Annotated in this window: 25 protein-coding genes and 1 tRNA gene; 14 read left to right on the forward strand and 12 right to left on the reverse strand. The window is 68.5% G+C overall.

Going from position 1 to position 24,890, the window contains the following annotated elements; genetic code table 11:
* Window positions 1-13 precede the first annotated feature (13 nt).
* The 3 genes from hrpB to DXK32_RS05510 are packed head-to-tail and all read left to right on the forward strand — an operon-like array spanning window position 14 to window position 4,375.
* Window positions 14-2,554 (forward strand): ATP-dependent helicase HrpB, encoded by a 2,541-nt coding sequence (gene hrpB / locus DXK32_RS05500; protein ID WP_114857671.1) that lies wholly within the window; start codon window positions 14-16, stop codon window positions 2,552-2,554.
* Window positions 2,555-2,571: 17 nt separating this feature from the next.
* Window positions 2,572-3,099, forward strand: a complete 528-nt coding sequence (locus DXK32_RS05505; protein WP_114857595.1) for a DNA-binding protein — start codon at window positions 2,572-2,574, stop codon at window positions 3,097-3,099.
* A 43-nt stretch (window positions 3,100-3,142) separates the two neighbouring features.
* Complete coding sequence (locus tag DXK32_RS05510; RefSeq protein ID WP_114857596.1) at window positions 3,143-4,375, forward strand: adenylate/guanylate cyclase domain-containing protein; 1,233 nt, start codon at window positions 3,143-3,145, stop codon at window positions 4,373-4,375.
* A 102-nt stretch (window positions 4,376-4,477) separates the two neighbouring features.
* On the opposite strand, the gene DXK32_RS05515 is transcribed toward DXK32_RS05510, so the two are convergent.
* The 3 genes from DXK32_RS05515 to DXK32_RS05525 form a co-directional block, all read right to left on the reverse strand.
* On the reverse strand, window positions 4,478-6,034 hold the full coding sequence (locus DXK32_RS05515) for a SpoVR family protein (protein WP_114857597.1): 1,557 nt from the start codon (window positions 6,032-6,034) through the stop codon (window positions 4,478-4,480).
* Between the two features lie 120 nt (window positions 6,035-6,154).
* Window positions 6,155-7,447: a YeaH/YhbH family protein gene (locus DXK32_RS05520; RefSeq protein ID WP_114857598.1), complete on the reverse strand. Its 1,293-nt coding sequence runs from the start codon at window positions 7,445-7,447 to the stop codon at window positions 6,155-6,157.
* A 50-nt stretch (window positions 7,448-7,497) separates the two neighbouring features.
* Window positions 7,498-9,444, reverse strand: coding sequence for a PrkA family serine protein kinase (locus DXK32_RS05525; protein WP_114857599.1), 1,947 nt, complete (start codon window positions 9,442-9,444; stop codon window positions 7,498-7,500).
* 553 nt (window positions 9,445-9,997) lie between these two features.
* On the opposite strand from DXK32_RS05525, the gene DXK32_RS32015 reads away from it, so the two are divergent.
* Complete coding sequence (locus DXK32_RS32015) at window positions 9,998-10,228, forward strand: hypothetical protein (RefSeq protein WP_162801086.1); 231 nt, start codon at window positions 9,998-10,000, stop codon at window positions 10,226-10,228.
* 33 nt (window positions 10,229-10,261) lie between these two features.
* On the opposite strand, the gene DXK32_RS05530 is transcribed toward DXK32_RS32015, so the two are convergent.
* Window positions 10,262-10,651, reverse strand: coding sequence for a response regulator (locus DXK32_RS05530; protein WP_114857600.1), 390 nt, complete (start codon window positions 10,649-10,651; stop codon window positions 10,262-10,264).
* 146 nt (window positions 10,652-10,797) lie between these two features.
* Between DXK32_RS05530 and DXK32_RS05535 the strand changes: the two genes are divergently transcribed.
* A complete protein-coding gene (locus DXK32_RS05535; RefSeq protein WP_114857601.1) occupies window positions 10,798-11,646 on the forward strand; it encodes a DUF4743 domain-containing protein in 849 nt (282 codons plus the stop codon).
* Between the two features lie 30 nt (window positions 11,647-11,676).
* Here DXK32_RS05535 and DXK32_RS05540 read toward each other — a convergent pair whose 3' ends face one another.
* From DXK32_RS05540 to DXK32_RS32555, 3 genes are all read right to left on the reverse strand, one after another.
* Window positions 11,677-13,239, reverse strand: a complete 1,563-nt coding sequence (locus DXK32_RS05540) for a hybrid sensor histidine kinase/response regulator (RefSeq protein ID WP_162801087.1) — start codon at window positions 13,237-13,239, stop codon at window positions 11,677-11,679.
* 168 nt (window positions 13,240-13,407) lie between these two features.
* Entirely contained in the window at window positions 13,408-14,259 is an 852-nt protein-coding gene (gene gluQRS / locus DXK32_RS05545; RefSeq protein WP_114857603.1) for a tRNA glutamyl-Q(34) synthetase GluQRS, read from the reverse strand.
* 74 nt (window positions 14,260-14,333) lie between these two features.
* Window positions 14,334-14,501 carry a hypothetical protein gene (locus DXK32_RS32555; protein WP_014241314.1) on the reverse strand — a complete coding sequence of 56 codons (168 nt, stop codon included), beginning with the start codon at window positions 14,499-14,501 and terminating at the stop codon, window positions 14,334-14,336.
* Between the two features lie 333 nt (window positions 14,502-14,834).
* Between DXK32_RS32555 and DXK32_RS05550 the strand changes: the two genes are divergently transcribed.
* Window positions 14,835-15,398, forward strand: coding sequence for an HNH endonuclease (locus DXK32_RS05550; RefSeq protein WP_038526361.1), 564 nt, complete (start codon window positions 14,835-14,837; stop codon window positions 15,396-15,398).
* Between the two features lie 41 nt (window positions 15,399-15,439).
* On the forward strand, window positions 15,440-15,592 hold the full coding sequence (locus tag DXK32_RS05555; protein WP_114857604.1) for a DUF1289 domain-containing protein: 153 nt from the start codon (window positions 15,440-15,442) through the stop codon (window positions 15,590-15,592).
* A 37-nt stretch (window positions 15,593-15,629) separates the two neighbouring features.
* Here DXK32_RS05555 and DXK32_RS05560 read toward each other — a convergent pair whose 3' ends face one another.
* Window positions 15,630-16,247, reverse strand: coding sequence for a demethoxyubiquinone hydroxylase family protein (locus DXK32_RS05560; RefSeq protein ID WP_114857605.1), 618 nt, complete (start codon window positions 16,245-16,247; stop codon window positions 15,630-15,632).
* A complete protein-coding gene (locus DXK32_RS05565) occupies window positions 16,244-16,771 on the reverse strand; it encodes a disulfide bond formation protein B (protein WP_114857606.1) in 528 nt (175 codons plus the stop codon). Before DXK32_RS05565 ends, DXK32_RS05560 begins: the two co-directional genes overlap by 4 nt.
* 137 nt (window positions 16,772-16,908) lie before the next feature.
* Between DXK32_RS05565 and DXK32_RS05570 the strand changes: the two genes are divergently transcribed.
* From DXK32_RS05570 to DXK32_RS05580, 3 genes are all read left to right on the forward strand, one after another.
* A tRNA-Leu gene (locus DXK32_RS05570) sits at window positions 16,909-16,995 on the forward strand.
* A gap of 109 nt (window positions 16,996-17,104) precedes the next feature.
* Window positions 17,105-17,500 (forward strand): (R)-mandelonitrile lyase, encoded by a 396-nt coding sequence (locus tag DXK32_RS05575; RefSeq protein WP_114857607.1) that lies wholly within the window; start codon window positions 17,105-17,107, stop codon window positions 17,498-17,500.
* 147 nt (window positions 17,501-17,647) lie between these two features.
* A complete protein-coding gene (locus DXK32_RS05580) occupies window positions 17,648-18,040 on the forward strand; it encodes a c-type cytochrome (RefSeq protein WP_114857608.1) in 393 nt (130 codons plus the stop codon).
* Between the two features lie 15 nt (window positions 18,041-18,055).
* On the opposite strand, the gene DXK32_RS05585 is transcribed toward DXK32_RS05580, so the two are convergent.
* Window positions 18,056-18,643 (reverse strand): PQQ-dependent catabolism-associated CXXCW motif protein, encoded by a 588-nt coding sequence (locus tag DXK32_RS05585; protein ID WP_114857609.1) that lies wholly within the window; start codon window positions 18,641-18,643, stop codon window positions 18,056-18,058.
* A gap of 426 nt (window positions 18,644-19,069) precedes the next feature.
* Here DXK32_RS05585 and DXK32_RS05590 point away from each other — a divergent pair, with 426 nt between their 5' ends.
* From DXK32_RS05590 to DXK32_RS05605, 4 genes are all read left to right on the forward strand, one after another.
* The gene (locus tag DXK32_RS05590; RefSeq protein ID WP_205215651.1) at window positions 19,070-20,056 is read left to right on the forward strand and encodes an ABC transporter substrate-binding protein; all 987 of its coding nucleotides are present in this window, start codon (window positions 19,070-19,072) and stop codon (window positions 20,054-20,056) included.
* Window positions 20,056-20,814: an ABC transporter permease gene (locus DXK32_RS05595; protein ID WP_114857610.1), complete on the forward strand. Its 759-nt coding sequence runs from the start codon at window positions 20,056-20,058 to the stop codon at window positions 20,812-20,814. The genes DXK32_RS05590 and DXK32_RS05595 overlap by 1 nt, the downstream gene beginning before the upstream one ends.
* Window positions 20,705-21,514: an ABC transporter ATP-binding protein gene (locus tag DXK32_RS05600; protein WP_114857673.1), complete on the forward strand. Its 810-nt coding sequence runs from the start codon at window positions 20,705-20,707 to the stop codon at window positions 21,512-21,514. The genes DXK32_RS05595 and DXK32_RS05600 overlap by 110 nt, the downstream gene beginning before the upstream one ends.
* 90 nt (window positions 21,515-21,604) lie before the next feature.
* Entirely contained in the window at window positions 21,605-22,054 is a 450-nt protein-coding gene (locus DXK32_RS05605) for a hypothetical protein (RefSeq protein WP_114857611.1), read from the forward strand.
* A 34-nt stretch (window positions 22,055-22,088) separates the two neighbouring features.
* Here the strand turns inward: DXK32_RS05605 and DXK32_RS05610 are convergent, their stop codons facing one another.
* Both DXK32_RS05610 and DXK32_RS05615 read right to left on the reverse strand, forming a co-directional pair.
* On the reverse strand, window positions 22,089-22,754 hold the full coding sequence (locus DXK32_RS05610) for a response regulator (protein WP_014241328.1): 666 nt from the start codon (window positions 22,752-22,754) through the stop codon (window positions 22,089-22,091).
* Between the two features lie 226 nt (window positions 22,755-22,980).
* Window positions 22,981-24,732 (reverse strand): methanol/ethanol family PQQ-dependent dehydrogenase, encoded by a 1,752-nt coding sequence (locus tag DXK32_RS05615; protein ID WP_114857612.1) that lies wholly within the window; start codon window positions 24,730-24,732, stop codon window positions 22,981-22,983.
* Window positions 24,733-24,890: the final 158 nt, after the last annotated feature.

Below are 24,890 nucleotides of genomic sequence, written 5' to 3' on the forward strand. Positions count from 1 at the left end.
ATTCGCAGTGTCCATGAGCATCCCGCCCCTTCCCATCGATCCCGTGCTTCCCGAGCTGCTGGCCGCGCTGGACGGGCGCGGCGTGGCGGTGCTCCAGGCGCCGCCGGGGGCCGGCAAGACCACCCGCGTGCCGCTGGCCCTGCTCGACCGGCCTTGGCTGGCCGGGCGCAAGGTGATCGTGCTGGAGCCGCGGCGGCTGGCCGCCCGCGCCGCCGCCCGCCGCATGGCCGCGATGCTGGGGGAAAGCGTCGGCGAGACGGTCGGCTACCGCGTGCGGCTGGACACCAAGGTCGGGCCGAAGACCCGGATCGAGGTGGTGACCGACGGCCTGTTCCTGCGCCAGCTTCAGGAGGACCCCGAACTGCCGGCGGTCGGCGCCGTGCTGTTCGACGAGTTCCACGAGCGCGGCATCGACAGCGATCTGGCGCTGGCCCTGGTGCAGGAGGCGCGCGGCGCGCTGCGCGACGACCTGCGGCTGGTGGTGATGTCGGCGACGCTGGACGGCGGCCCCGTCGCCGCCCTGTTGGGCGACGCCCCGATGGTGACCAGCGAGGGCCGCGCCTTCCCGGTGGAGACCCGTCATCTCGACGCCCCTGCGACCGGAACCCGCGTCGAGGACGCCGTGGCCGCTGCCGTCCGCCGCGCCCTGCGCGAGGAGAGCGGCAACGCGCTGGTCTTCCTGCCCGGCGCCGGGGAGATCCGGCGTGTGCAGGGCCTTCTGGAGTCGGCGGACCTCGGCCCCGGCACGGTGATCGCCCCGCTCTACGGTGATCTGACGGCGGACACCCAGGACCGCGCCATCGCGCCCAGCCCGCCGGGCACGCGCAAGATCGTGCTCGCCACCCCCATCGCCGAAACCAGCCTGACCATCGAGGGCATCCGCATCGTCGTGGACGGCGGGCTGATGCGCGTCCCCCGCTTCGACCCGCGCAGCGGCATGACGCGGCTGGTCACCGCCAAGGTCTCCCAGGCGTCGGCGGAGCAGCGGCGGGGCCGCGCCGGCCGGCTGGAGCCCGGCGTCTGCTACCGCCTGTGGCCCGAGCCGTCGCACAAGGCGCTGGCCGCCTTCACCCCGCCAGAGATCATGGACGCCGACCTCGCCCCGCTGGCGCTGGAGCTGGCGGTGTGGGGTGTGTCCGACCCGGCGTCGCTGGCCTGGCTCGACCCGCCGCCCGCCGCCGCCATGGCCCAGGCGCGGGAGCTGCTGGGCGAGCTGGGGGCGCTGGACGCCGGCGGCGGCATCACCGCCCACGGCCGCCGCATGGCCGGCTTCGGCGTGCATCCCCGGCTGGCCCACATGATGCTGAAGGGCAAGGCGATGGGGCTGGGGGCGCTGGCCTGCGAGGTCGCCGCCCTGCTCGGCGAGCGCGACATCGTCCGCGCCCAGCCCGGTTTCCGCGACGCCGACCTGCGGCTGCGGGTGGAGGTGCTGCGCGGGCTCGACGATGAGGGCCGGGTGCGCGGCGCCGGACGCGGCCTGACGGTGGAGCGCGGCGGCGCCCAGCAGGCGCTGAAGCAGGCCCGAAACTGGAAGCGCCAGTTGGGCGTGAAGGGAGGCGGCGGCGACCTGGGCGCCACCGGCCTGCTGGTCGCCCTGGCCTACCCCGACCGCATCGGCCAGCGCCGCCCCGGAGGAAGCGCTGGCGGGGCCGCCGCGCAGTACCGGCTGTCCAACGGGCGCGGCGCCTATTTCCAGGACGCCGAGCCGCTGAGCGCCGAGGACTGGCTGGCCGTCGCCGACCTCGACGGGGCCGCCCGCGAGTCGCGCATCTTCCTCGCCGCCCCGCTCACCCTGGCCGAGCTGGAGGAGGCCTTCGCCGAGCACATCCGCAGCGAGACCGTGGTCGCCTGGGACGGGCGGGAGCAGACGGTGCTGGCCCGTCGCCGCCGCATGCTGTTCGCCCTGGCCCTGGAGGACAAGCGCCTGCCCAACCCGCCCGCCGAGGCCATCGCCACCGCCATGTTGGAGGGCATCCGGGAAATGGGGCTGACCGCCCTGCCCTGGACCGACGAGCTGCGCAAGTGGCAGACCCGCGTCCTGTTCCTGCGCCGCATGGAGGGGGAGGAGTGGCCGGACGTCTCCGACGCCGCCCTGCTGGCGACGATGGAGGACTGGCTGGCCCCCTTCCTGAACGGCGCCTCGCGCCGCGCCCATCTCGACCGGGTGGAGTTGGGCAACGCCTTGCGCGGCCTGCTTCCCTGGGCGATGCAGCAGCGGCTGGACAAGGAGGCGCCGACCCATGTCGAGGTGCCCAGCGGCTCCCGCGTTCCCATCGACTACAGCGGCGAGGAACCTGTCTTGGCCGTGCGTCTTCAGGAGATGTTCGGGCTGGCCGAGACGCCGCGCATCGCCGGCGGGCGGGTGCCGCTGCTGCTGCACCTGTTGTCCCCGGCCCGCCGCCCGGCGCAGGTGACGCGCGACCTCGCCAGCTTCTGGGCCAACGCCTACAAGGCGGTGAAGGCCGACCTCAAGGGGCAGTATCCCAAGCATTATTGGCCCGACAACCCGCTGGAGGCCGAACCAACGGCGCGGGCGAAACCACGCGGACGGTAACGGAAAGGCGGACGGTCATGGCGATCATCGGGGTGATGGGGTCGGGGCAGGAGGAATGGGCGGATTACGCCGAGCCGCTCGGCGCGTGGATCGCCGGGGCCGGGCACGACCTGCTGACCGGCGGCGGCGGCGGGGTGATGCGGTCGGCCGCAAGGGCCTTCCACGGCACGCCGGGGCGCCGGGGTCGCTCCATCGGCATCCTGCCGTCCGAGCCCGACCCGATCCGCGGCCATGCGCCCCTGCCCGGCTACCCCAACCCCTACATCGACCTGCCCATCCTGACGCCCTTCGCGCGCAAGCCGGCCGGCGCGCCGCCGACGGAGCTGAGCCGCAACCACGTCAACATCCTGACCAGCGACGTGATCGTCGCCCTGCCGGGCCGCCACGGGACCTTGGACGAGGTCCGGCTGGCCCTGCGCTTCGGAAAGCCTATGATCGGTTTCGGACCGGAGCTTGACTTTCAGGCCATGCCCGCCGAATTGCGGACAACCGGCGACTTCGGAACGGTCACGGCCTTCGTCGCGGACGTCCTGTCCCGCCGCTGACCCTCCGTTCCCGAAGGGCGCCACCTGTGGCAGGATGGCGGGCATGGATGCGCAAGGGATTCTCGACCTCAGCCGCTGGATCGCGGAGGCCGGGCTGCGGGGGGTGCCGGAAACGGACCTCATCGGCGGCTTCTGCGAGCGGCTGGTCGCGGCGGGCGTGCCGCTGACCCGGACGGTGGTCGGGGCGGACACGCTGCACCCGACCATCGCCGGCCATGTGGTCACCTGGGACAGCAGCGGCCGCAACGCCGCCGAGGTGCGCCGGACCGAGTATGGCGGCGACGGCAGCGATCCCGACATCGACGAGAAATGGCTGCGCAGTCCCTTCCACCGGCTCTATACGTCGGGCGAGACCATGCTGCGCCTGCGGCTGACCGACGTCGCGGAGGGCGGCGAGTTCCCGATCGTCGACGAGCTGCGGGCGCAGGGCGCCACCGACTACATGGCCATCGTCAACCGCCTGGGCCCCCGCGCCGCCATTGGGGAGTTGGACTGCATCTTCTCCTCCTGGGTGTCGCACCACCCGGACGGCTTCAGCGACGCCCAGCGCGACGCCCTGCTCACCCTCACCGGCAGCCTGGCGCTGGCGCTGCGCGGCCACGCCATGGCGCACATCGCCAACACGCTGGCCGAGACCTATCTGGGGCGGGACGCCGGCCATCGGGTGCTGCGCGGCCACATCCGCCGCGGCGTGGCCGAGGAGCTGGACGCCGTTCTGTGGTTCAGCGACCTCCAGGGCTTCACCCGCATCACCGACACGGCGGCCCCGGAAACCATCCTGCCGCTGCTGAACGACTATGCGGAGCTGGTGGTGACGGCCATCCACCGGCACCACGGGCAGGTGTTGAAGTTCATCGGCGACGGCATCCTGGCCGTCTTCGACCGCTCCAGCGCCGAGGACGCCTGCCGCGCCGCCCTCGACGCGGCGGAGGAGGCGCGGGAGCGCTGCAAGGAGCTGAACAGCCGCCGCTCCGCCGCCGGGTTGCCGGTGACGCGCTTCTACCTCGGGCTGCACCAGGGGAAGGTGTTCTACGGCAACATCGGCGGGGTGGACCGTCTGGACTTCACCGTGGTCGGCCCGGCGGTGAACGAGGCCAGCCGGATCGCCGCCATGTGCCGGTCGCTCGACCAGGACATCCTGCTGTCCTCCGCCTTCACCGAGTCCGCTCCGGAATGCCGGGAGCGGCTGATTTCGGTCGGGCGCTACCTGCTGCGCGGCGTGGGTCGGCCGCAGGAGCTGTACACGCTGGACCCCGAGGCGTCGCCCCCACCCTGACCCTCCCCCGCTTTCGCAGGGGAGGGGACTGCCGCCGTCCTGCGATTATCTCCCTCCCCTGCGAAAGCGGGGGAGGGCCGGGGTGGGGGCAAAACGCCCCCATCACCCCCCGATGCCGCTGGGCGCGGTGACGGCGTGCTCCTTCAGGATGGCGTCGGACAGGGCCGACACCTCGACGAGCTGGACCTCGTACCCCCACAGGTTGGCGATGTGGCGCAGCACGGCCTTGGCGTCGCTCTCGTCCAGCAGCACGCCGTTGGTCACGCGGTGGTGCAGGATCAGCTTGCGGTCGCCGGCCAGATCGACGTCGACGATCTGGATGTCCGGCTCCAGGAAGCCCAGGTCGTACTGCCGCGCCAGCAGCTTGCGGATGCCCCGGTAGCCGCGCTCGTTGTGGATGTTCTCGACCAGAAGATAGGGGTCCTCCGCGTCGTCGCGCACGCTGAACATCTTGAACTTCCGCATCAGGTGCGGGCTGAGATACTGGAGCACGAAGCTCTCGTCGCGGAAGTTGGCCCAGGCGTCGCGCAGCGCGCCCATGCCGTCGCCCCGCCCGGCGAGATCGGGGAACCAGTAGCGGTCCTCGTCGGTGGGGGTCTCGGCGATGCGCTGGATGTCCTGCATCATCGCGAAGCCCAGCGCATAGGGGTTGATGCCCGAGAAGCGCTGGTCGTCGAACTCCGGCTGGAACACCACCGAGGTGTGCGAATGCAGGAACTCCAGCATCGCGCCTTCGCTGATCATCCCGCGCCGGTGCATCTCGTTCAGGATGGTGTAGTGGGTGTAGGTCGCACACCCCTCGTTCATCAGCTTGGTCTGCTTCTGCGGGTAGAAATACTGCGCCATGTGGCGGACGATGCGGAGGATCTCGCGCTGCCAATGCTCCAGCCGCGGCGCCTTCTTCTCCAGGAAATAGAGCAGGTTCTCTTCCGGCAGGCCGAGCAGCTTCTTGCGCTCGGACACCGACTTGGACGGACGATTGCCGCCGACGGCGGCCTTCGGCACGGTGCGCCACAGGTCGTTGAAGGTCTGCTCCTGGTACTCCTGCCGCTCCCGCTCGCGCTTCTGCTCCAGCCGCAGGTCGAGGCTGCGCTTCTTCGGGTATTTGTGCACGCCCTGGTTCATCAGCGCGTGGGCGGCGTCGAGCACCCGCTCCACGGCGTGGTGGCCGTAGCGGTCCTCGCACTGGCCGATGTAGGACTTGGCGAATTCCAGATAGTCGAGGATGCCCTCGGCGTCCGTCCACTGCTGGAAGAGTTGATTGTTCTTGAAGAAGTGGTTGTGGCCGAAGGCGGCGTGGGCGATCACCAGCGTCTGCATCGTCATGGTGTTCTCTTCCATGATGTAGCTGATGCAGGGGCTGGAGTTGATGACGATCTCGTAGGCGAGGCCGCGGTAGCCCTTGCGGTAAAGCATCTCGTCGCGGGCGAAATGTTTGCCGAAGGACCAGTGTTTGTACATCAGCGGCATGCCGATGGACGAATAGGCATCGAGCATCTGCTCGGCGGTGATGACCTCGATCTGGTTGGGATAGACGTTGAGGCCCATGTCCTTCAGGGCGATGTTCTCGATGGCGTCATAGACGCGCTTGATCTGGTCGTAATCCCAGTCCGCCCCGTCGTAGAGCAGGCTGTCGGTCTTGTCGATCACAGCGCTCATGCCTCACATCCTCTCGATACTCTGTGGGGCGTCGGCCCCGATTCTCTGGTGCGGCGTCGCGGTGGCGGGCGTTGCCCCCTCCCTGGCCCTCCCCCGCTTCGCAGGGGAGGGGGCTGGAAATCAGGCCCCCGCCTTCTCGCGGGCGAACAGGTCGCGGAAGACCGGGAAGATCTCCCGGCGGGAGCGGACGCGGCGCATGGCGATCGGCAGGTCCGGCCCCTGCACCGTCTTGTAGGTCCGCCACAGTTCCGTCTCGCGGCCCAGCGCCGACAGTCCCATGTTGTGCTCCGCCGCCACCTCGATGTAGGCGAAGTACTGGCACAGCGGCAGGATGCCGTCCCGCAGCAGACCCGCCGACCGCGCGTTGTCCGACGACATGTTGTCGCCGTCCGACGCCTGGGCGGCGTAGATGTTCCACTCGTTCTCCGGATAGCGCTCCTTGACGATGCGCTGCATCTCCTCCAGCGCCGTGGAGACCACGGTGCCGCCGGTTTCGGTGGAGTAGAAGAACGTCTCCTCGTCCACCTCCTTGGCCTCGTGGGTGTGGCGGATGAAGACGATGTCGACCGACCGGTAGCGCCGCTTCAGGAACAGGAACAGCAGCATGAAGAAGCGCTTGGCGAGGTCCTTCATATGCTCGGTCATCGAGCCGGAGACGTCCATCAGGCAGAACATGACCGCCTGCGCGATGGGCTTCGGCACCGTCTCGAAGCGGTTGTAGCGGACGTCGATCGGGTCGATGAAGGGGATGCGCTTGGAGCGGAGATAGTGCCGCTCCAGCTGGTCGCGCATCTCCCGCAGTTTCTCGGGGTCCTCGCCGCGGTCCTCCGCCTCGCGCAGGAGCGCTTCCAACTCCAGCATGTCCGCCGGCTTGGGGCGCTTCAGCGCGATGCGCCGGCTGAGGCTGTTGCGCATGGTGCGGACGAGGTTCAGGTTGGCCGGCGAGCCGGTCACCGAGTAGCCCGCCCGCGTCAGCGAGTGGGATTCCGTCTGCTTGACCTTCTGCTTGACGAGGTCGGGAAGCTCCAGGTCCTCCAGGAAGATGTCCAGGAACTCCTCGCGGGACAGGACGAAGCGGAAATCGTCGTCGCCCTCCCCGTCCGGGCTGCCTTCGTTGCCGCCGCGGCCGCCGCCGCTCTCCGGCCGCGCGATGGTGTCTCCCTCCACATACTCCTTGTTGCCCGGCACGACGTAGTCGCGCACGCCGCCGGCGCCGGAGCGGTGGAAGGAGGGCTCCCGAACGCCGCCGGTCGAGATGGTCACCTTCTCGCCGTTTTCGATGTCCTGGATGCCGCGTTTGCCGGAGGCATCCCGCACCGCCTTCACCACCTGCTCCTTGGCACGGCGCAGGAAACGCTGGCGGTTGGCCAGGCTCTTGCCTTGCGGATTCAGGCGACGATCGATGATGTTCATCAAGGGGGAGCCCCTCCTACCCGTTCACGCTCGTGTGGCGAAGCGGGCCGTCAGCCGGCCTGCTTCACGCGCATGTACCACTCGACCAACCGGCGGACCTGCCGCTCGGTGTAGCCGCGCGACATCATGCGCGACACGAACTCGTTGTGCTTCTTCTCGGTCTCGCCGTCCTTCTTGGACCCGAAGCTGATGACCGGAAGCAGATCCTCCACCTGGGAGAACATGCGTTTCTCGATCACCTCACGGATTTTCTCGTAGGACGTCCAGGAGGGGTTGCGCCCGGCGTTCGCGGCCCGCGCGCGCAACGCGAACTTGACGACCTCGTTCCGGAAGTCCTTCGGGTTGGCGATCCCGGCGGGCTTCTCGATCTTGGTCAGCTCCTGGTTCAGAAGCTCGCGGTTCATCAGCTGGCCGGTGTCCGGATCCTTGAAGTCCTGGTCCTCGATCCACGCGTCGGCGTAATCCACATAGCGGTCGAACAGGTTCTGCCCGTAGTCGCTGTAGGATTCCAGATACGCCTTCTGGATCTCGTTCCCGATGAACTCCGCATAGCGCGGCGCCAGCTCGGCCTTGATGAACTCGATGTACTTCTTCTCCGTGTCGTCGGGGAACTGCTCCCGCTTGATCGACTGCTCCAGGATGTACATCAGGTGGACGGGGTCGGCCGAAATCTCGTTGGAGTCGTAGTTGAAGGTCGCGGCCAGCACCTTGAAGGCGAAGCGGGTGGAGATGCCGTCCATGCCCTCGTCCACGCCCGCCTGGTCGCGGTATTCCTGCATGGACTTGGCCTTGGGGTCGGTCTCCTTCATGCTCTCGCCGTCATAGACGCGCATCTTGGAGTAGAGGCTGGAGTTCGGATGGTCGCGCATGCGCGACAGCACCGAGAACTTCGCCAGCATCTCCAGCGTCGACGGCGCGCAGGGCGCGGTCGCGAGGTCGGAGCCCTTGACCAGCTTGTCGTAGATCCGCTGCTCCTCCTGCACGCGCAGGCAGTAGGGGACCTTGATGACGCAGATGCGGTCGATGAAGGCTTCGTTGTTCTTGTTGTTCTTGAAGGTCTGCCACTCCGCCTCGTTGGAGTGGGCGAGGATGATGCCCTGGAACGGGATGGCGCCGATGTTCTCCGAGCCGACGTAGTTGCCCTCCTGGGTCGCCGTCAGCAACGGGTGGAGCATCTTGATCGGGGCCTTGAACATCTCGACGAATTCCAGCAGGCCCTGGCTGGCCCGGTTCAGGCCGCCGGAGAAGCTGTAGGCGTCGGGATCGTTCTGGCTGTACATCTCCAGCTTGCGGATGTCGACCTTGCCAACCAGCGAGGAGATGTCCTGGTTGTTCTCGTCGCCCGGCTCCGTCTTGGTGACGCAAATCTGGCGCAGCTTGCTGGGATGCAGCTTGACGACGCGGAAGCGGGAGATGTCGCCGCCGAACTCGTCCAGGCGCTTCACCGCCCACGGGCTCATCAGGCCGGTCAGGCGGCGGCGCGGGATGCCGTAGCGGTCCTCCAGCAGGTCGCCCATCTCGTCCGGGTTGAACAGGCCGAGCGGGCTTTCGAAGACCGGGCTGACCTCCTTGCCGGCCTTCAGGACATAGACCGGGCATTTCTCCATCAGCGACTTCAGCCGCTCGGCCAGCGACGACTTGCCGCCGCCCACCGGGCCGAGCAGGTAGAGGATCTGCTTGCGCTCCTCCAGACCCTGCGCGGCGTGGCGGAAGAAGCCGACGATCCGCTCGATCGTCTCCTCCATGCCGTAGAAGTCGGCGAAGGCCGGATAGATCTTGATCGTCCGGTTCATGAAGATCCGGCCAAGGCGCGGGTCCTTGGCGGTGTCGACGACTTCCGGTTCGCCGATGGCGGCGAGGATGCGCTCCGGCGCGGAGGCATACATCATCGGGTCGTCGCGGCATTCCTGGAGGTATTCCGTGAGGCTCATCTCGACCTCACGGCGCCCCTCGTAGGACTGTGTGTAGCGCGTGAACAGTTCGTCGGCCGGGAACATTCCGCTCTCCGTGTCTCTTAGTCCGATGCGTCGGGGCTGCCGCCGGGGGACCCGGGCGGCGGGGGCGGCACCTGCCGCAGGTGCGAACTCTGGGGCGTCACGGACACAACGGTCCCGCGGCACCCCCGCTCACCGTCGAAAGCCAGACCTTTTATCCAGTTGCCCTTCAAATGAAGCGCCCCCTTCGGAGTGCTAAACTCGAATGCTTCAAAACTGAATGTAATGCTCGACCTAGAGCTTTCCAGGAGGAAAGCCTTGATAGCCGGAAAAGACGGGCGGTCGGACACACCGGTCGTCAGTAATAGACCACGCGGCCGGGTTGTCCGGGAGAACCGGCGCGCAAGCACCGGCGGAAAGGACGGCAAAAGCAACGACGTTCGATGGGGTTGAAACTTCCAGCCGGCTTCCGGAACGCGGCCCGGATGCCGTTCGTCGGGGACTCGCTGGACTTCGCCGATCACCCATCGACCTCCAGTGCATCCACGCGCCTTAACCCACTAAGGCGCTACGGTTAACGTTAAGTGTGCCGTCTATTTCTTAACAACACACTTCCATGCCTGTGACCACCGCCGTGCCTCCGGATATTAACGCATGGGCGATCGGCGCGGTCCACACCTTCCAAAGAAGGATGGTGAGCCTCATCACAGCAGATCAACAAGGCGGAATTTGGATGAGCCGCCTTTGCCGTTGCGGCGCACAATCTCCAGTGAATCCGGAAGCCGGCTGGAATCAAGCACTTGGCCGCGTTCTTGCAGTCCTGCCACAGGTCGGGGAAAAAGTGTGACCGGCGAAGCCGTCGCGGGCCGCCCCTGCGTCCTCAGCCGAGCTTGGCGCCCAGCGTTTCCTTGAGCGACGCCGGCGTGGCCGGCTTGACGATGAAGATGTCGGCGCCGAAGGCCGCGGCCTCGTCCATCCGGCCCTGGTCGGCGCGGCTCGTCATGAAGACCACTGGCAGCGCGCGGTGGCGGGCGTCGGGGCTGGCCCGCAGCGCCTTCAGGAAGCCCAGCCCGTCCATGGGCTGCATCTCCACGTCGCAGACGACCAGATCGGGGCCATGAGCCTGCACGGCGGCCAGTCCGGCCTCGCCGTCGGCGGCCTGATGGACGGAACGGAAGCCCAGCGCGGCCAGCATCCGCGCCAGCACCATGCGGGTGAAGCTCTCGTCTTCGATCACCAGAACGGAAAAATCCCCGAACGCCGCCGGCATCGACCTGTCCCCCGAGTCCGATAGGCCGTGTGTGTACGCCGCGAGGACGTGCTTTGCAACCGGCTCGCAACGCCTCCGGCCGGCCGGGAATCGTTCCGCGGAAGAACGGTTGCGCGGCGGGGGGCGGCGGGGCTACACGGAGTCGCATGAGCTATCTCGACCACATCCGCGCGTGCAACGCGCACGACCTCTCCGGCTTCCGTCCGTTCGAGCTGGAAGGGCACCGTCTCGGCTGGGTCCGCCACGCGCTGGCCGAGCGGCTTCCCGGCGTCGATCCGGGTTTCGTCGTCACCGCCGACCGGGTGACGCTGGCCCCGGAGGTGCGCGATTTCGAGGCGCGGTCCACCGTGCTGGCGCACGCCGCCCAGTTCCTCGTCGAGACGGGGGCGGTCACCGCCCTGCGCGGCGAGTTCTACCCGGTCGCCCCGGCCTGGGGAGCCGAGCCGCTGATGCGCATCGACCGCGCGGTGGTGGCGCAGTTCGGCACCCTCTCCTATGGGCTGCACGTCAACGGCTTCGTCCGCCGACCGGACGGCGGCCTGTCGCTGTGGATCGGGCGCCGCGCCCGCGACCGCGAGGTGGCGCCGGGCAAGCTGGACAACATGATCGCCGGCGGCCAGCCGATCGGCCTGACGCTGACGGAGAACCTCGTCAAGGAGGCGCAGGAGGAGGCCGGGATCGACGCCGCCCTGGCGTCCCGGGCCATTCCCGTCGGGGCCGTCACCTACCGCATGGAGACGGAGGCCGGGCTGAAGCAGGACACGCTGTTCCTCTACGACCTGGAACTCGACGCGGATTTCGTCCCACGGAACACCGACGGCGAGGTCGAGCGGTTCGAGCTGTGGCCGCTGGACCGCGTGGCGGAGTCGGTCCGCGGGACGAAGGACTGGAAGTTCAACGTGCCCCTCGTCGTCATCGACTTCATGGTCCGCCACGGCTGGCTGACGCCGGATGAGCCGGACTATCTGGAGATCGTCAAAGGCCTGCGTCGGTAGACGCCGCAACCTCACCGAACGTTCCGCCCATCACTCCGCCGCGGCGCGCGACCTCGCCTCCTCCAGGTGGGACGACAGCTCCGACAGGGTGACCGGCTTGTGCAGGACGGTGAAGCCGCTGCGCCGCGCCTCGCGGATGCGGTCGGGGCTGGTGTCGCCGGTCAGCAGGATCGCCGGAATGAGATCGCCGGCGAAGGCGTGAATGTCACGGATGGCGTCCACCCCCGTCCGGCCGTAGCGCAGGCGGTAGTCGGCGATGATGACGTCGGGAAGCCGCTCCGCCCCGTCGAGTTGGCGCAACGCCTCCTCCCCCGACGCGGCGGACAGCACATCCCATCCCCACTGTTCCAGCACCAGCCGCAGGCTTTGCAGGATCAGTTCCTCGTCGTCGATGATCAAAGCCAGCGCGCCGGGCCGATCCAGGGACGGCATGGCGCGGTCCGTCCCGTTGGGATTCCAGGAAGCGTGCAAGGGAACCTCCACCGTAAAGCATGTGCCCCGCCCCGGCCGCGACCGCACGCGAACCGGCAGGCCGAGCAGACGCGACAGCCGCCTTACCACCGCCAGCCCGAGCCCGAGGCCGCGGCTGCGGTCGCGTTCGGCGTTGCCGAGCTGGACGAACTCCTCGAAAATCTCATCGAGCTTGTCGGTGGGGATGCCGACCCCCGTGTCCGCCACCTCGATGCACAGCATCATGCCCCGCCGCCGGCACCCCAGAAGCACGCCGCCCGACGCCGTGTAGCGCACCGCGTTGTCGAGCAGGTGGCGCAGCAGCCGCTCCAGCAGGACGGCGTCGCTGCGGACCTGCGCCTTGAGCGGGTGCACCCGCAGCCTCAGCCCCTTGGCGGCGGCGCGCGGGCCATAGTCGGCCTCCAGCCGTTCCAGCATCTCGTTCACCGCGACGGGCGCCATGTCGGGCGACACGATCCCGGAGTCGAGCCGGGCCACGTCCAGCAGCGCGTCGAGCAGGCCACGCATCGCCTCGACCGCCCGGTTCATCGTCTGGACCAGCGGCAATTGCGGGTGATCGGACAGGCGCTCCGCCAGGACCGCGCCGAACAGGGTCAGCGACTGGGCGGGCTGGCGCAGGTCGTGGCTGGCGGCGGCCAGAAAGCGCACCTTGGCCTGGCCGGCGCGCGCCACCTCGTCCCGCGCGGCGCGCAGGCTCTCCTCCTGCCCGCGCAGCTGCGCCTCCGCGGCCACGCGGCGCCCGGCGTCCGCCGCGGTCATGACGATTCCCGCGGGCTCTCCACCGGATTCGCCCGGGAGCGGTGTCAGCGCGATGTCGAGCCACGTCCCGTCGCCCGTCAGGGTCAGTTCCTGGACCATTCCCCGGCCCGCGCCGGCCACCGCCTGGGCGAAGCGGTCCGCCGCGTCCTCCCGGCCGCCCCAGACGAAGGCGCCGGCCATGTGCTGCCCGATCAGGAGGTCCGGTCGGCAGCCGATGGCGCGCAGCATCGCCGCGTTGAGATCGACAATGCGCCCCTCGCGATCGAGCAGCGCAATCGCCACGCCGACCGTGTCGAAGACCCGCCGCAGTCCGGCGGGGTCGGCGGGACGGCCAGCGTCCTCCGCCACATCCTCCTCCCGCATCGCTTGCCCCCTTTGGATTGCAAGCCGACCAACCGTTTGGCGCCAACCGTCGGGCATCGCAAACACTCAGTCGCGATTCAAAAGATACGTGCAAGAGGAAGGAGATTCCAGACGACCCGCCTCAAACGGATAGCGTGAGCGTCCTTGTAATACACAGTTGGTGGTAGATCATAACTCTTCCGGAAAGCCGGCTAAGGCACGCACCGCCGCCGCCGTTTGTCCCGATTCCCGAAGAGATCGCAAGGTCTTGGCATTGTCGCGTTTGGCAAGACGCTCGCCGCGCTCATTCACCAGCAAAGAGTGATGATGATAATCGGGCATGCCGACTCGAAGGAGTTCCTGGAGCAATCGATGCACGTGAGTCGCGAAAAAAAGATCATTTCCGCGCGTTACCAGGGTCACGCCCTGGAGGTGATCGTCCACGGTGACCGCCAGATGGTAGCTCGTCGGCGCGTCCTTGCGGGCCAGCACGACGTCGCCCAGGATTCCCGGCGTGGCCTCCTGCCAGCCGTGCCGCCGGTCGTGCCAGCGCAGCGGCCCGGTCATGGCCATGGCCCGTCCCACATCCAATCGCAGGGCATAGGCTTGGCCCGCGGCGATGCGGTCCTGCCGCTCCAGGTCCGACAGGCCGCGGCAGGTGCCCGGATAGAGCGGGCCGTCCGGCCCGTGCGGCGCGTGGCCGGCGCGGGCGATCTCGGCGGCGATGTCCTTGCGGGTGCAGAAGCAGGGGTAGACGACGCCCAGGCCGCGGAGCCGCGCCAGCGCGGCGCGGTGATCGTCCAGGTGCTCCGACTGGCGGCGCACCGGCTCTTCCCAGGTCAGGCCCAGCCAGGCCAGATCCTCGCGCAGATCGCGGTCGAACTCGGGACGGCAGCGCTGCGGGTCGATGTCCTCGATGCGCAGCAGGAAGCGCCCCCCGGCCTTGCGGGCGGTCGTCCAGCCGAACAGGGCGGAATGGGCGTGCCCGAGATGGAGATGGCCGGTCGGGCTTGGCGCGAAACGGGTGACGACGTCGGTCATCCCCGCCTTATACCCCAATCGTGCCCGGCCCGCATGCGGGACCGCGGGCGCAACGGGTGGGGTGCAAAGGGCGGTCAGATGTAAGGGTTGTCCTTGATCGGCTCGACCGGGATGTCCTCGCCCTCCAGATACATGGCGAGGCGGCGGCGCAGTTCGCGGTCGAAGGCGTCGATGCGGCGCTGGCGGTCGCGCTCCTCACGCTCGGCGCGCTTCTCGGCAAGGTCGATGATCGTGGCGCTCATGGATGTTCCCTTTGAAAGCGTCCCCCTCGGGCGCCGTCACCATCTCAGAGCATGGTTAACGCACAGTAACCACGATGTCGGAAAATGCACGATCAAGGCTCCACAACCAAATGTCACAGCCATTGCCCGTAGCCGCCCGAGACGCCGGGCGCCGCGCTCATCGAAAGGGTTACGGGATCGTGAAGAAATGACGCAGTGCGGCGCGACATATTGAGTCCGAAGCACAAATCAACTATGTATCTGGTGTTCCGGTCACCCGGCGGCGTGTCATACCGCGAGGGGGCGGAACAGCAGACTGAGGTTCCAGACACGTTTCAGAGAAGGGAGTGGCCATTGGCTCCACCACCCGATCACTGTCCGGCCCTGGTGCTGAACGCCGACTTCCGGCCGCTCAGCTACTTCCCTCTGTCGCTTTGGTCCTGGCAGGAGGCGGTCAAGGCCGTCTTTCTGGACCGGGTGAACATCATCTCCGAATATGACCGCGTCGTCCGCTCCCCCACCTTCGAGGTCAAGCTGCCGAGCGTCATTTCGTTGAAGGAGTTCATCCCGGCGACGCGGCGGCCGGCCTTCACCCGATTCAACGTTTTCCTGCGCGACCGCTTCACCTGCCAGTATTGCGGCCACCACTTCCCCACGCAGGAACTGACCTTCGACCACGTCATTCCACGGTCGCGCGGCGGGCGCACCACCTGGGACAACGTCGTCACCTCCTGCTCGGCCTGCAATCTGGCGAAGGGAAACAGGCTGCCGCACAGTTGCGGCATGATCCCCCTCAGTCCCCCGTTCCAGCCGAGTGCCTACCAGCTTCAAGAGAACGGACGTGCATTCCCGCCAAACTTCCTTCACGAAAGTTGGCGGGATTTTCTTTACTGGGACACCGAACTCGATCCGATGTAGAAACGCCGCGATCGGGAAGGCTGGACCGGGAAAAATTGGGTATGGACGACGAAAACCCCTGCGTGGGCATCTGCATCATCGGCGAGGACGGCTATTGCGAAGGCTGCGGGCGGAGCGAGGACGAGATCTACGGCACGCCGCCCGCCCCGGCACCCATCCCGGCGGAGAGCGGAACGGACGGCAAAGCCGCCTGAAGTCCGCTCCGCCCGCCCCCGGTCACACCCGCGCCCGTCACACCCGTTCGGCCACCCAGATGACCGCCTTGGTGCCGGCCTTGATGGCGGCGGACAGCACCGGATAGGCCGGGGCCTGCTCCGCGCCGTTGAGCAGGCCGATGTCGCGATGCTCCACCTCCTCCGCCTGGAACTTGAGGATGGAGGTCTTCAACGCCTCCTCTTCCGGGCCGAGATGCTTCAGCTGCGCCTCGTAATGGCCGTCGATGACCTGCTCGACGGCGACGGTGCAGGCCATGGCCGCGCGCTCGCCCATCACCGCGGTTCCGGCGCCCAGCAGGAAGCCGGCGACGTGCCACAGCGGTTGCAGCACGGTGGGGCGAACCTGACGGGCGACGAGCTGCTTCTCGAAATACTGGAGATGCTCCAGCTCCTGGTCGGCCATATGGCGCAGGGTCTTGGCGTGCCGCCCGCGGCCCATGACGGAGAGCTGGCCTTCGTAGATGCGCTTGGCCCCGTACTCGCCGGCATGGTCCACGCGCACGATCCGCGCCAGCCGCTGTTCCGGAGTCGGGTCGCCGGGCAGGCGGCCGCGCGGGCAGGGACGGGGGGCGGGCGACTCGCCGGTGGACGGAGCAGCGGCGGGCGGAGCGGCAGTGCTGTCGAGCGGGCTCATGCGAAGGTCCTGGAAACCGAGGTCCGGATGTAGGCGGCGCGGGCCGCCGCGAAGGCGAAGGCGGACAGCGCCAGGGAAATCACGACGTTGTAGCCCGCCATCGAAATCCCGAACAGCGACCACGCCACTTCGTCGCAGCGGGTGACCGGGGCGGCGAGCACCTGGGCGCGCAATTCCTCCAGCGTCTGGGGCGCGCGTCCGCTGGCGCCGCAGGCCGAGGTGCCGGCCCACCAATGCTGCTCCACCCCCACATGGTAGGCGGCGATCCCGGCACCGGCCAGCAGGGCCAGCCCGCTCGCCACCAGCAGCGCGTCGCCCAGCCCGCGCCATTGGCGGAACAGCAGGGTGACGATCCCGAAGGCCATGACCGCGCCGTAGGGCACGCGCTGCCACAGGCACAGGACGCAGGGCTGGTAGCCCAGCACGAACTGGAAAAACAGCGCGGCGGCCAGCACGCCGGCGCTGGCGATGGCCAGAAGCCCGGCGGTGTAGCGCGGATCGTCGATGGGGAGGCGGTTCGTCATGAGGGTGAGATTAGCGCGCCCCACAGGCTTAGGCCAGACACGCCGACGCATCCGCACAAAACACTTTGTCCCAGGGCCAATTCCCCTCTATATAGCGGGCACCGGTCGCCGCGAGCGCCGGGTCCGACAGGCACCGTGCGGGCGTGGCGGAATTGGTAGACGCAGCGGACTCAAAATCCGCCGTCCTCACGGATATGTCGGTTCGAGTCCGACCGCCCGCACCACCCCTTTCCCTTGGACGCCTCCACGGGCCGCCCCAAGGCGACATCCGCCCTCCCCGTCTGTTTCCGACGAACGGTCCCGGATTTGGGGCGAGGAGCGGAGGATTCGATCATGAAAATCACGCGGGTCGGCACGCAGCCATCCGTCACTGGACCGGCCGACTGGTTCACCGGCACCGTCCGCATCGATCCCATCGTTCAGGCCGACGCCCCGGCCCGCACCGCGGCGGCCAGCGTCACCTTCGAGCCCGGCGCCCGCACGGCGTGGCACACCCATCCCCTGGGGCAGACGCTGATCGTCACCGCCGGCGTCGGCCGGGTCCAGCGCGAAGGCGGCCCCGTCGAGGAGATCCGCCCCGGCGACGTCGTCTGGTTCCCGCCCGGCGAGAAGCACTGGCACGGCGCGTCGCCGACCATGTTCATGACCCACATCGCCATCCAGGAGCAGTTGGACGGCAAGGCCGTCGACTGGATGGAAAAGGTCACCGACGAGCAGTACGGGGGGTGAGGCGGCGGGACCGGCCCCAAAACCTCATTGCGTATGCGGGCTTGTTCCAAAGTCCAATTCGGCGGCCCGACCCAGCCCCTTAAAATGCGCGGCATCGACCGCCGCCGCGACCGGCGCCGCGGGTTTCTGGCTGGGGAGCCACCTCACATGTCCGTTTCCAGATTCGTCATCGCCGCCGCCCTTCTGCTCGCCGCCGGGACGGCCAACGCCGAAAGCGGGCCCGAGCCCAAGACGGCCGAGGAGGCCGCCGGCAAGCAGGTCTTCCATCAGTGCGCGGCCTGCCATTCGTTGGATTCCAGCAAGAACGCCTTCGGCCCGAGCCTGTACAACGTCGTCGGGCGCAAGGCCGGCTCGATCCCGCGCTTCGACTACTCCAACGCGCTGAAGGCGTCCAACATCACCTGGACCGAGGACAACCTGCGCCACTGGATCGCCGGCAACGACAATTTCGTGCCGGGCACCCGCATGCGGCACGTCGCCATCACCGACCCGGCGGAGCAGGACTATCTGATCGCCTTCCTGAAGTCGCTGAAGCAGTAAGCATCGAAAAGCCGGTTACGGGGCGGCGACCGCAACCGGCTTCCCCTCCTCGGTCGGCAGGCCCGCCTCGGCCCAGCCGTCCGCCCCGTCGCGGTACCAGAGGACGCGGCGGTAGCCCATCTCCAGGGCGCGCTTGCCCGCGTTCCACGACATCCAGCAATCCGCCAAGCAGTAGAACAGCAGGCCGCGCCCGCGGTCGCCGCCGGTCAGCCGCTCCAGGTTGGCCCGGAAATAGCCGTCCAGCTCCGGCGTCAGCGCCCCGAGCCCGACGTTGGGCAGCCAGACGCTGCCGGGGATCTGCGGAAAGGGCTTGGGCACCAGCCAGGGACCGCCGGGCAGCGTGCTGCGGTCCAGCTTCATCACGTTGATGGGAAGAGCCGCACCCGACTCCACCAGAGCGCGGGCCTGCGCCGTGTTCACCGTCTTGGCCCCGGGCAGCGAGGCCGGAGTCGGCGACCGGTATTCGGTCATCCGGTAGCCGTCCGGCACCGGAACCACGTCCGCCGCGGCGTCTCCCGCCGGCCCGGCCAGCAGCAGCGCCAGCCCGGCGGCGCCCAGCCATCGTCCGCGCACCACGTTCCCTCCCCGATTGTTCTGCGGCATCCACGAAATCCCCCCGTGCCCGACAGGGTCAAGTTGCCCGATAGTCGAATACCGGGGACCGGTGGGCGGGGCCTAAGCTCATTGTTCGCCACCATCGGTTCGCCATCGTGGAATTCCCGCGTTCCGCTGCGCCACCGCACCGCAGAGGCCTGCCTTGCAAACGACCGCAGGACGCATCATCATCAGGCTAGGGAGGCAGGGGTCTAGCCACCCCTGCCTCCCGGCCCGATCCTTAGCGGTTCAGGAGATCAAGGATGTCCTTGATCAACCGAACCAGCAGGATCAGGAGAGTGAGGATCTTTTCCATCCTCGACGCCTCCTTGTGATGGGACACGGGCGGTGGCCGATCCGCCGCCCGGTCCACCGCGCAACCATGACGCGGCCCAACCTTCATACAAATGCAATTTTTGACGCAGGGGCAGTGCCATGCGCCTGATGCCCCTCGTCCGGCTGTTTCTGGTCCTGGCGCTGATCTGCGTCGCCACCGTGGCGCGTGCGGCGGATCGGCCCGCGGTGACCATCGGGGTGCTGAAGTTCGGCACGGTCAGCTGGGAGCTGGACGTCATCCGCCACCACCGGCTGGACGAGGCCGCCGGCTTCGAGCTGAAGCTGATGGAACTGGCGAGTAGCCAAGCCGCCCAGATCGCCCTGCAGGGTGGGGCGGTGGACATGATCGCCAGCGACTGGCTGTGGGTGGCCCGCCAGCGCGCGGCGGGGGCCAACCTGACCTTCATCCCCCATTCCGCGGCGGTCGGCGCGCTGATGGTGCCGGCGGCCTCGCCCATCGCCTCTATCGCCGACCTGAAGGGCAGGCGCATCGGCGTCGCCGGAACCCCCATCGACAAGAGCTGGCTGCTGCTGAAGGCGCTGGCCCGCGACCGCTACGCGCTCGACCTCGACGCCGCGGCGACGCCGGTCTTCGCCGCCCCGCCCCTGCTGAACCAGAAGGCCACGACGGGGGAGCTGGACGCCGTGCTGAATTTCTGGCCCTACGCCGCCCGTCTCCAGGCGGCGGGGATGCGGACGGTCATCGGGGTGGATGGGATGATGCGGGACCTCGGCCTGTCGGCCCAGGTGCCGGCGGTCGGCTTCGTCTTCCATGAGGGCTGGGCCAAGGCCAACCCGGCGGCGCTCGACGCCTTCGTCGCCGCCTCGCGCAAGGCCAAGGCGATCATGGCGCAATCGGACGCGGAATGGGACCGGCTGCGCCCGCTGATGAAGGCGGAGGACGAGGCCACCTGGGCGGCGCTGCGCGACCAGTTCCGCGCCGGCATCCCGCAGCGTTGGACGGAGGAGGAGCGGGAGGCCGCGGCCAGGCTCTACGGGCTGATGGCCAAGCTCGGCGGGCGGGAGCTGGTGGGCACCGCCATGGCCCTGCCGGACGGCACCTTCTGGCCGGGGGTCCATTTCTGATGCGGTGGCGGCGGCTGGCCCCGGTCCTGTCGCTGGCTCTGCTGGTCGGGCTGTGGGCCGTCGCCGCCGAACTGGCGGCCAGCCGCAGCCTGCCCGGCCCCGCCGCCGTGCTGTCGGTCCTGGTCCGCGAGGCGGCGGACGGCGCGCTGTTCCATCACCTGGGGATCACGCTGGCGCGCATGGCCGCGGCCTTCGTCATCGCCATGTCCATCGGCTCGGCGCTGGGCATCCTGCTCGGCCGCTCGGCCACCGCCGACCGGCTGTTCGGGCTGTGGCTGACCGTGTTCCTGAACATCCCGGCGCTGGTCGTCATCGTGCTCGCCTATGTCTGGTTCGGCTTGACCGAGGCGGCGGCGGTCGGCGCGGTCGCCGTCAACAAGATCCCCAACGTCGTGGTCGTCCTGCGCGAAGGGACGCGCGCCATCGACGAGCAGTATGTCGAGATGGCACGGACCTTCCGCATGGCGCGGTCCGACGTGCTGCGCCATGTGCTGCTGCCCCAGCTCACCCCCTACTTCGCCGCGGCGGCGCGGTCCGGCCTTGCGCTGATCTGGAAGATCGTGCTGGTGGTCGAGCTTCTGGGCCGCAGCGACGGGGTGGGGTTCCAGATCCACCTCTACTTCCAGATGTTCGATGTGGCCGGCATTCTTGCGTACACCGTCGCCTTCGTGGCCGTCGTCCAACTTCTCGAGCTCTGCGTCCTGCAACCCGTCGAGCAGCGGTTCACCCGCTGGCGGCCGGTGCGCGCTGAGGCTTGAGATCCGCTCCAAGCGCTTCGCCGGGCGGGAGGTCATCCGCGGCCTGTCGCTGACGGCGGCACCCGGCGAATTCCTGGCGCTGGTCGGCCCGTCCGGCTGCGGCAAGACGACCGCGCTGACCATCGCCGCCGGGCTGGACCGTGATTTCGACGGAACGCTCGACTTCGGCGGGCCGGAGCCGGTGCTCGGCTGCGTCTTCCAGACGCCCCGCCTGCTGCCCTGGCGCACGGTGCGCCAGAACGTGGCGCTGGTGCTGCCCAAGGCACGGCGGAGCGATGGCACGGCGGAGCGCTGGCTGGCCGCCATGGGGCTGGAGGCGGCGGCCGACGCGTATCCGGGCCGCCTGTCCGGCGGCATGGCGCGGCGGGTGGCGCTCGCCCGCGCCTTCGCGGTGGAGCCCGGCCTGCTGCTGATGGACGAGCCCTTCGTCTCGCTGGACGAACCGACGGCGCAGCGGATGCGCGCCCTCCTCGCCACCATGCTGGAGCGGTCCCCGGCCACGGTGCTGTTCGTCACCCACAATCTGCGCGAGGCGATCCAGCTGGCCGACCGCATCCTGGTGATGGCCCCCGGCCCGACGCGGGTGGCGGCGGAGGTGCCGTTGGAAACGCCGCGCGCCGTGCGCGACGACGCGCTGGTCGAGCGCGTGCGGGCGGACCTGCTGGCCCGGCCCGATCCGGCTTTCCGGCTGCTCGCCTGACTCTTTCGCCGAACCTGTGAAGCGGCTCACACCCGCCGCCCTCCGCCGGGCGCAGTCTGTCCCGCTGCGACGAAACCGGCGGAGACGACGATGCGCACCCTGTTCCTGCCTCTGATTTTGCTTGGCGCCGGCTTGGCACTCCTGTCCGGCGCGGCGCGCGCCGGGGAGATCGTGATCCTCGACCAGCACGGTCCCGGCCCCAACCACGCCGACCGGTCGCGCGATCTGGCAATCATCGGCGATTCCGCCACCGGCTCCTCCATCGTCATCATCGAGCGGACGACGCGCGACGAGCAGCTCGGGCGGCGCGACCCCGGCCTGGAGGCCCGGCGCGCCGTGCGCAAGGCGGAGGCGAAGCGGCGCAGCAAGGACAAGGACTGGTCGGATTGGGCGGAGTTCGACGGCCACGCTCTCGACGGCCTCGGCTGGCTCAATGGCGGCTGGCTCGACGGCCCGGTGCCGCTCGGCTTCGGGCGGGGCGATCCGGGGCAGGAGGCGGCGCGCGCCGCCGCGGACGCGCGGCGGATGCGGAACCGCTGAACGGTTGGGGCTGAACGGAAAAAGGCCCGCCGGCTCAAATGCCGAAGCGGGCCTTTTCCAGTTGCAGGCGGTTGGCGAAGACCACGGCCTGGGTGCGGCTGTAGACCTTCAGCTTTTGCAGGATCGCCGAGACGTGGGCCTTCACGGTGGTTTCCGTGATGCTCAGCTCATAGGCGATTTCCTTGTTGAGCTTGCCGGTGCCCAGCATCTCCAACACGCGGAGCTGCTGCGCCGTCAGGGTGGACAGGCGGCGGGCGATCTCCGCCGTCTCCTCGTCCTCCGCCGCAGCGCCCTCCTCGACCGAGGCGGGCAGATAGACCTCCCCGGCCAGGATCTGGCGCAGCGCGCCGGCGATGGCGTCCCGCGGCGTCGATTTCGGGATGAAGCCGGCGGCGCCGCAGCGCACCGCCTCCAGCATCACCTTCCGGTCCTCGTGCGCCGAGACGACGGCGACGGGGATGGCCGGGAAGCGGCGGCGCAGGGCGATCAGCCCGGTCAGACCGTTCATGCCCGGCATGTTGAGGTCGAGCAGGACGAGGTCCGGCTCCCCCTTGCCGCCGTGCATGGAGTCGAGGATGGAGATGGTTTCGTCCAGGCAACCGGCCTCGTGGATCTCCTGCGCCTGGCAGGAATAGAGGACGGCGCTGCGCAGGGCGTCGCGCACCAGCGGATGATCGTCCGCAATCAGAATTCGGCTCATGGCGTGGTTCCCACGCTCATCGTTTCGGGGCGTTTCCGGGTGCGATCATGCCGGACCGTTCAAGAATACGCAAGGACGGGAACGGGTACTCCCCAAAACAGCCGATCGTAGGCAATTCCGTTCCAAATCCATGCCCAAATCCTCTTGCAAGCGGTTCGCAAGAAAAGACGGCCCGAAGTTTTCGGGCCGTCCCTTCCTGGTCCGGTCACGGCACGGGGTTTCCCCCTCAGGCCTTCGGCAGCTTGAAGACCCAGAGCGAGCCGCCCTGGTTGATGTCCTTGACCAGCTTGGCGACGTCGCCGCCCCACAGCGGCACCGCACCGCCCCAGCCGGAAACCACGGCCACATACTGCTCGCCGTCCTGTTCCCAGGTGACCGGGGAGCCGACGACGCCGGAGCCGGTGTTGAACTTCCAGACCTCCTTGCCGGACTTGGCGTCGAAGGCCTTCAGGTAGCCTTCCGGCGTGCCGGTGAAGACGAGGTTGCCGCCGGTGGTCAGCACACCGCCCCACAGCGGCGCCGGGTTCTTGTATTCCCAGACGATCTTGCCGGTCTTCGGGTCGATGGCGCGCAGCGCGCCGATGTAGTCGTCGTACAGCGGCTTGATGGTGAAGCCGGCGCCCAGATAGGCCGCACCCTTCTTGTAGGTGATCGGCTCGTTCCAGATGTCCATGCCCCACTCGTTGGCCGGGACGTAGAACAGCTCGGTCGCCGGGCTGTAGGCCATGGGCATCCAGTTCTTGGCGCCGAGGAAGGCCGGGGCGGCGAAGACCGACTTGCCCTTCTCCGCGCCGACCGGGGTGCCCGGACGGTTGTCGTCGTTGTAGACCGGCCGCCCAGTCTTCACGTCGATCTCCTTGGCCCAGGTGATCTTGGTGACGAAGGGCGAGGCGCTCAGCAGCTTCCCGTTGGTGCGGTCGAGCACGTAGAAGAAGCCGTTGCGGTCGGCCTTGGCGCCGGCCTTGATGGTCTGGCCGTCCTTCTTCAGGTCGAAGGAGACCAGCTCGTTCACGCCGTCGAAGTCCCAGCCGTCGTGCGGCGTGGTCTGGTAGTGCCACTTGATGTCGCCGTTGGCCGGATCGATGGCCAGCGTCGAGGAGGTGTAGAGGTTGTCGCCCGGACGCAGGTGCGAATTCCAGGGCGCCGGGTTGCCAGTGCCGAAGAACAGCGTCTTGGTCTCCGGATCGTAGGTGCCGCCCAGCCAAGTGGCGCCGCCGCCGGTCTTGTAGAGATCGCCCGACCAGCTGGCGTTCATCACGCCGGTCATGGTCGAGTCCTTGCCATTGAGGGTGCCGATGTTGCCCTCGATGGTCGGGCGCTGCCAGACCAGCTCGCCCGTCTCGGCGTCGCGCGCCTCGACCATGCCGATGATGCCGAACTCGCCGCCGGAATTGCCGGTGATGACCTTGCCGTCGACGATCAGCGGCGCGGCGGTCGCCGAATAGCCGGCCTTGTAGTCCTCGATCTTCTTCGACCAGACGACCTTGCCGGTGTCCTTGTTCAGCGCGACCAGACGGGCGTCCAGCGTCGCGAAGTAGATCTTGTCCTTGTAGAGCGCGGCGCCGCGGTTCACCACGTCGCAGCAGGGCATGATGCCTTCGGGCAGGCGGTGGTCGTACTGCCACTTCTTCTGCCCGGTCTTCACGTCCACGGCGTAGAGGCGCGAGTAGGAACCGGTGACGTAGATCGTGCCGTCATGGATGAGCGGCTGCGACTCCTGCCCGCGCTGCTTCTCGCCACCGAAGGAGAAGGACCAGACCGGCACCAACCCCTTGACGGTGTCCGGGTTCAGCTTGTCGAGCGGGCTGAAGCGCTGCGCCTGGAGACCCATGCCATAGGTCAGGACGTCGCCCGTCGACTTGGCGTCGTTCAGCAGGTCGTCGTTGCTCGGTCCGTCGGCGGCCGATGCGGGGCCGCCCAGGCCAAGGCCGGCGGCCATGGCGCTTGCAAGCAGGCAGGTGCGGAAGAGACGCTTCATGATGCGGATACCTCCCAGGGGAATGGACAGCCGGAGGCGCGGGCAGAGATCATGTGTAGACAAATGATCAGTCGCAGACGAATGGCGGAATCCGTCTGCCTCGCCTGCCCGTCCTCGGCTTCTTTTCGGAACAATCAGGGGTTCAACGCAGGGGCGAC

It is taken from the genome of Azospirillum brasilense (genome assembly GCF_003349955.1).
Taxonomy (GTDB): domain Bacteria; phylum Pseudomonadota; class Alphaproteobacteria; order Azospirillales; family Azospirillaceae; genus Azospirillum; species Azospirillum brasilense_B.

Coding starts and splice junctions, on each gene's coding strand:
- hrpB (WP_114857671.1), top strand. CDS start 14: ATGAGCATCCCGCCCCTTCCCATCGATCCCGTGCTTCCCGAGCTGCTG.
- DXK32_RS05505 (WP_114857595.1), top strand. CDS start 2,572: ATGGCGATCATCGGGGTGATGGGGTCGGGGCAGGAGGAATGGGCGGAT.
- DXK32_RS05510 (WP_114857596.1), top strand. CDS start 3,143: ATGGATGCGCAAGGGATTCTCGACCTCAGCCGCTGGATCGCGGAGGCC.
- DXK32_RS05515 (WP_114857597.1), bottom strand. CDS start 6,034: ATGAGCGCTGTGATCGACAAGACCGACAGCCTGCTCTACGACGGGGCG.
- DXK32_RS05520 (WP_114857598.1), bottom strand. CDS start 7,447: ATGAACATCATCGATCGTCGCCTGAATCCGCAAGGCAAGAGCCTGGCC.
- DXK32_RS05525 (WP_114857599.1), bottom strand. CDS start 9,444: ATGTTCCCGGCCGACGAACTGTTCACGCGCTACACACAGTCCTACGAG.
- DXK32_RS32015 (WP_162801086.1), top strand. CDS start 9,998: ATGCCTGTGACCACCGCCGTGCCTCCGGATATTAACGCATGGGCGATC.
- DXK32_RS05530 (WP_114857600.1), bottom strand. CDS start 10,651: ATGCCGGCGGCGTTCGGGGATTTTTCCGTTCTGGTGATCGAAGACGAG.
- DXK32_RS05535 (WP_114857601.1), top strand. CDS start 10,798: ATGAGCTATCTCGACCACATCCGCGCGTGCAACGCGCACGACCTCTCC.
- DXK32_RS05540 (WP_162801087.1), bottom strand. CDS start 13,239: ATGCGGGAGGAGGATGTGGCGGAGGACGCTGGCCGTCCCGCCGACCCC.
- gluQRS (WP_114857603.1), bottom strand. CDS start 14,259: ATGACCGACGTCGTCACCCGTTTCGCGCCAAGCCCGACCGGCCATCTC.
- DXK32_RS32555 (WP_014241314.1), bottom strand. CDS start 14,501: ATGAGCGCCACGATCATCGACCTTGCCGAGAAGCGCGCCGAGCGTGAG.
- DXK32_RS05555 (WP_114857604.1), top strand. CDS start 15,440: ATGGACGACGAAAACCCCTGCGTGGGCATCTGCATCATCGGCGAGGAC.
- DXK32_RS05560 (WP_114857605.1), bottom strand. CDS start 16,247: ATGAGCCCGCTCGACAGCACTGCCGCTCCGCCCGCCGCTGCTCCGTCC.
- DXK32_RS05565 (WP_114857606.1), bottom strand. CDS start 16,771: ATGACGAACCGCCTCCCCATCGACGATCCGCGCTACACCGCCGGGCTT.
- DXK32_RS05575 (WP_114857607.1), top strand. CDS start 17,105: ATGAAAATCACGCGGGTCGGCACGCAGCCATCCGTCACTGGACCGGCC.
- DXK32_RS05580 (WP_114857608.1), top strand. CDS start 17,648: ATGTCCGTTTCCAGATTCGTCATCGCCGCCGCCCTTCTGCTCGCCGCC.
- DXK32_RS05585 (WP_114857609.1), bottom strand. CDS start 18,643: ATGCCGCAGAACAATCGGGGAGGGAACGTGGTGCGCGGACGATGGCTG.
- DXK32_RS05590 (WP_205215651.1), top strand. CDS start 19,070: ATGCGCCTGATGCCCCTCGTCCGGCTGTTTCTGGTCCTGGCGCTGATC.
- DXK32_RS05595 (WP_114857610.1), top strand. CDS start 20,056: ATGCGGTGGCGGCGGCTGGCCCCGGTCCTGTCGCTGGCTCTGCTGGTC.
- DXK32_RS05605 (WP_114857611.1), top strand. CDS start 21,605: ATGCGCACCCTGTTCCTGCCTCTGATTTTGCTTGGCGCCGGCTTGGCA.
- DXK32_RS05610 (WP_014241328.1), bottom strand. CDS start 22,754: ATGAGCCGAATTCTGATTGCGGACGATCATCCGCTGGTGCGCGACGCC.
- DXK32_RS05615 (WP_114857612.1), bottom strand. CDS start 24,732: ATGAAGCGTCTCTTCCGCACCTGCCTGCTTGCAAGCGCCATGGCCGCC.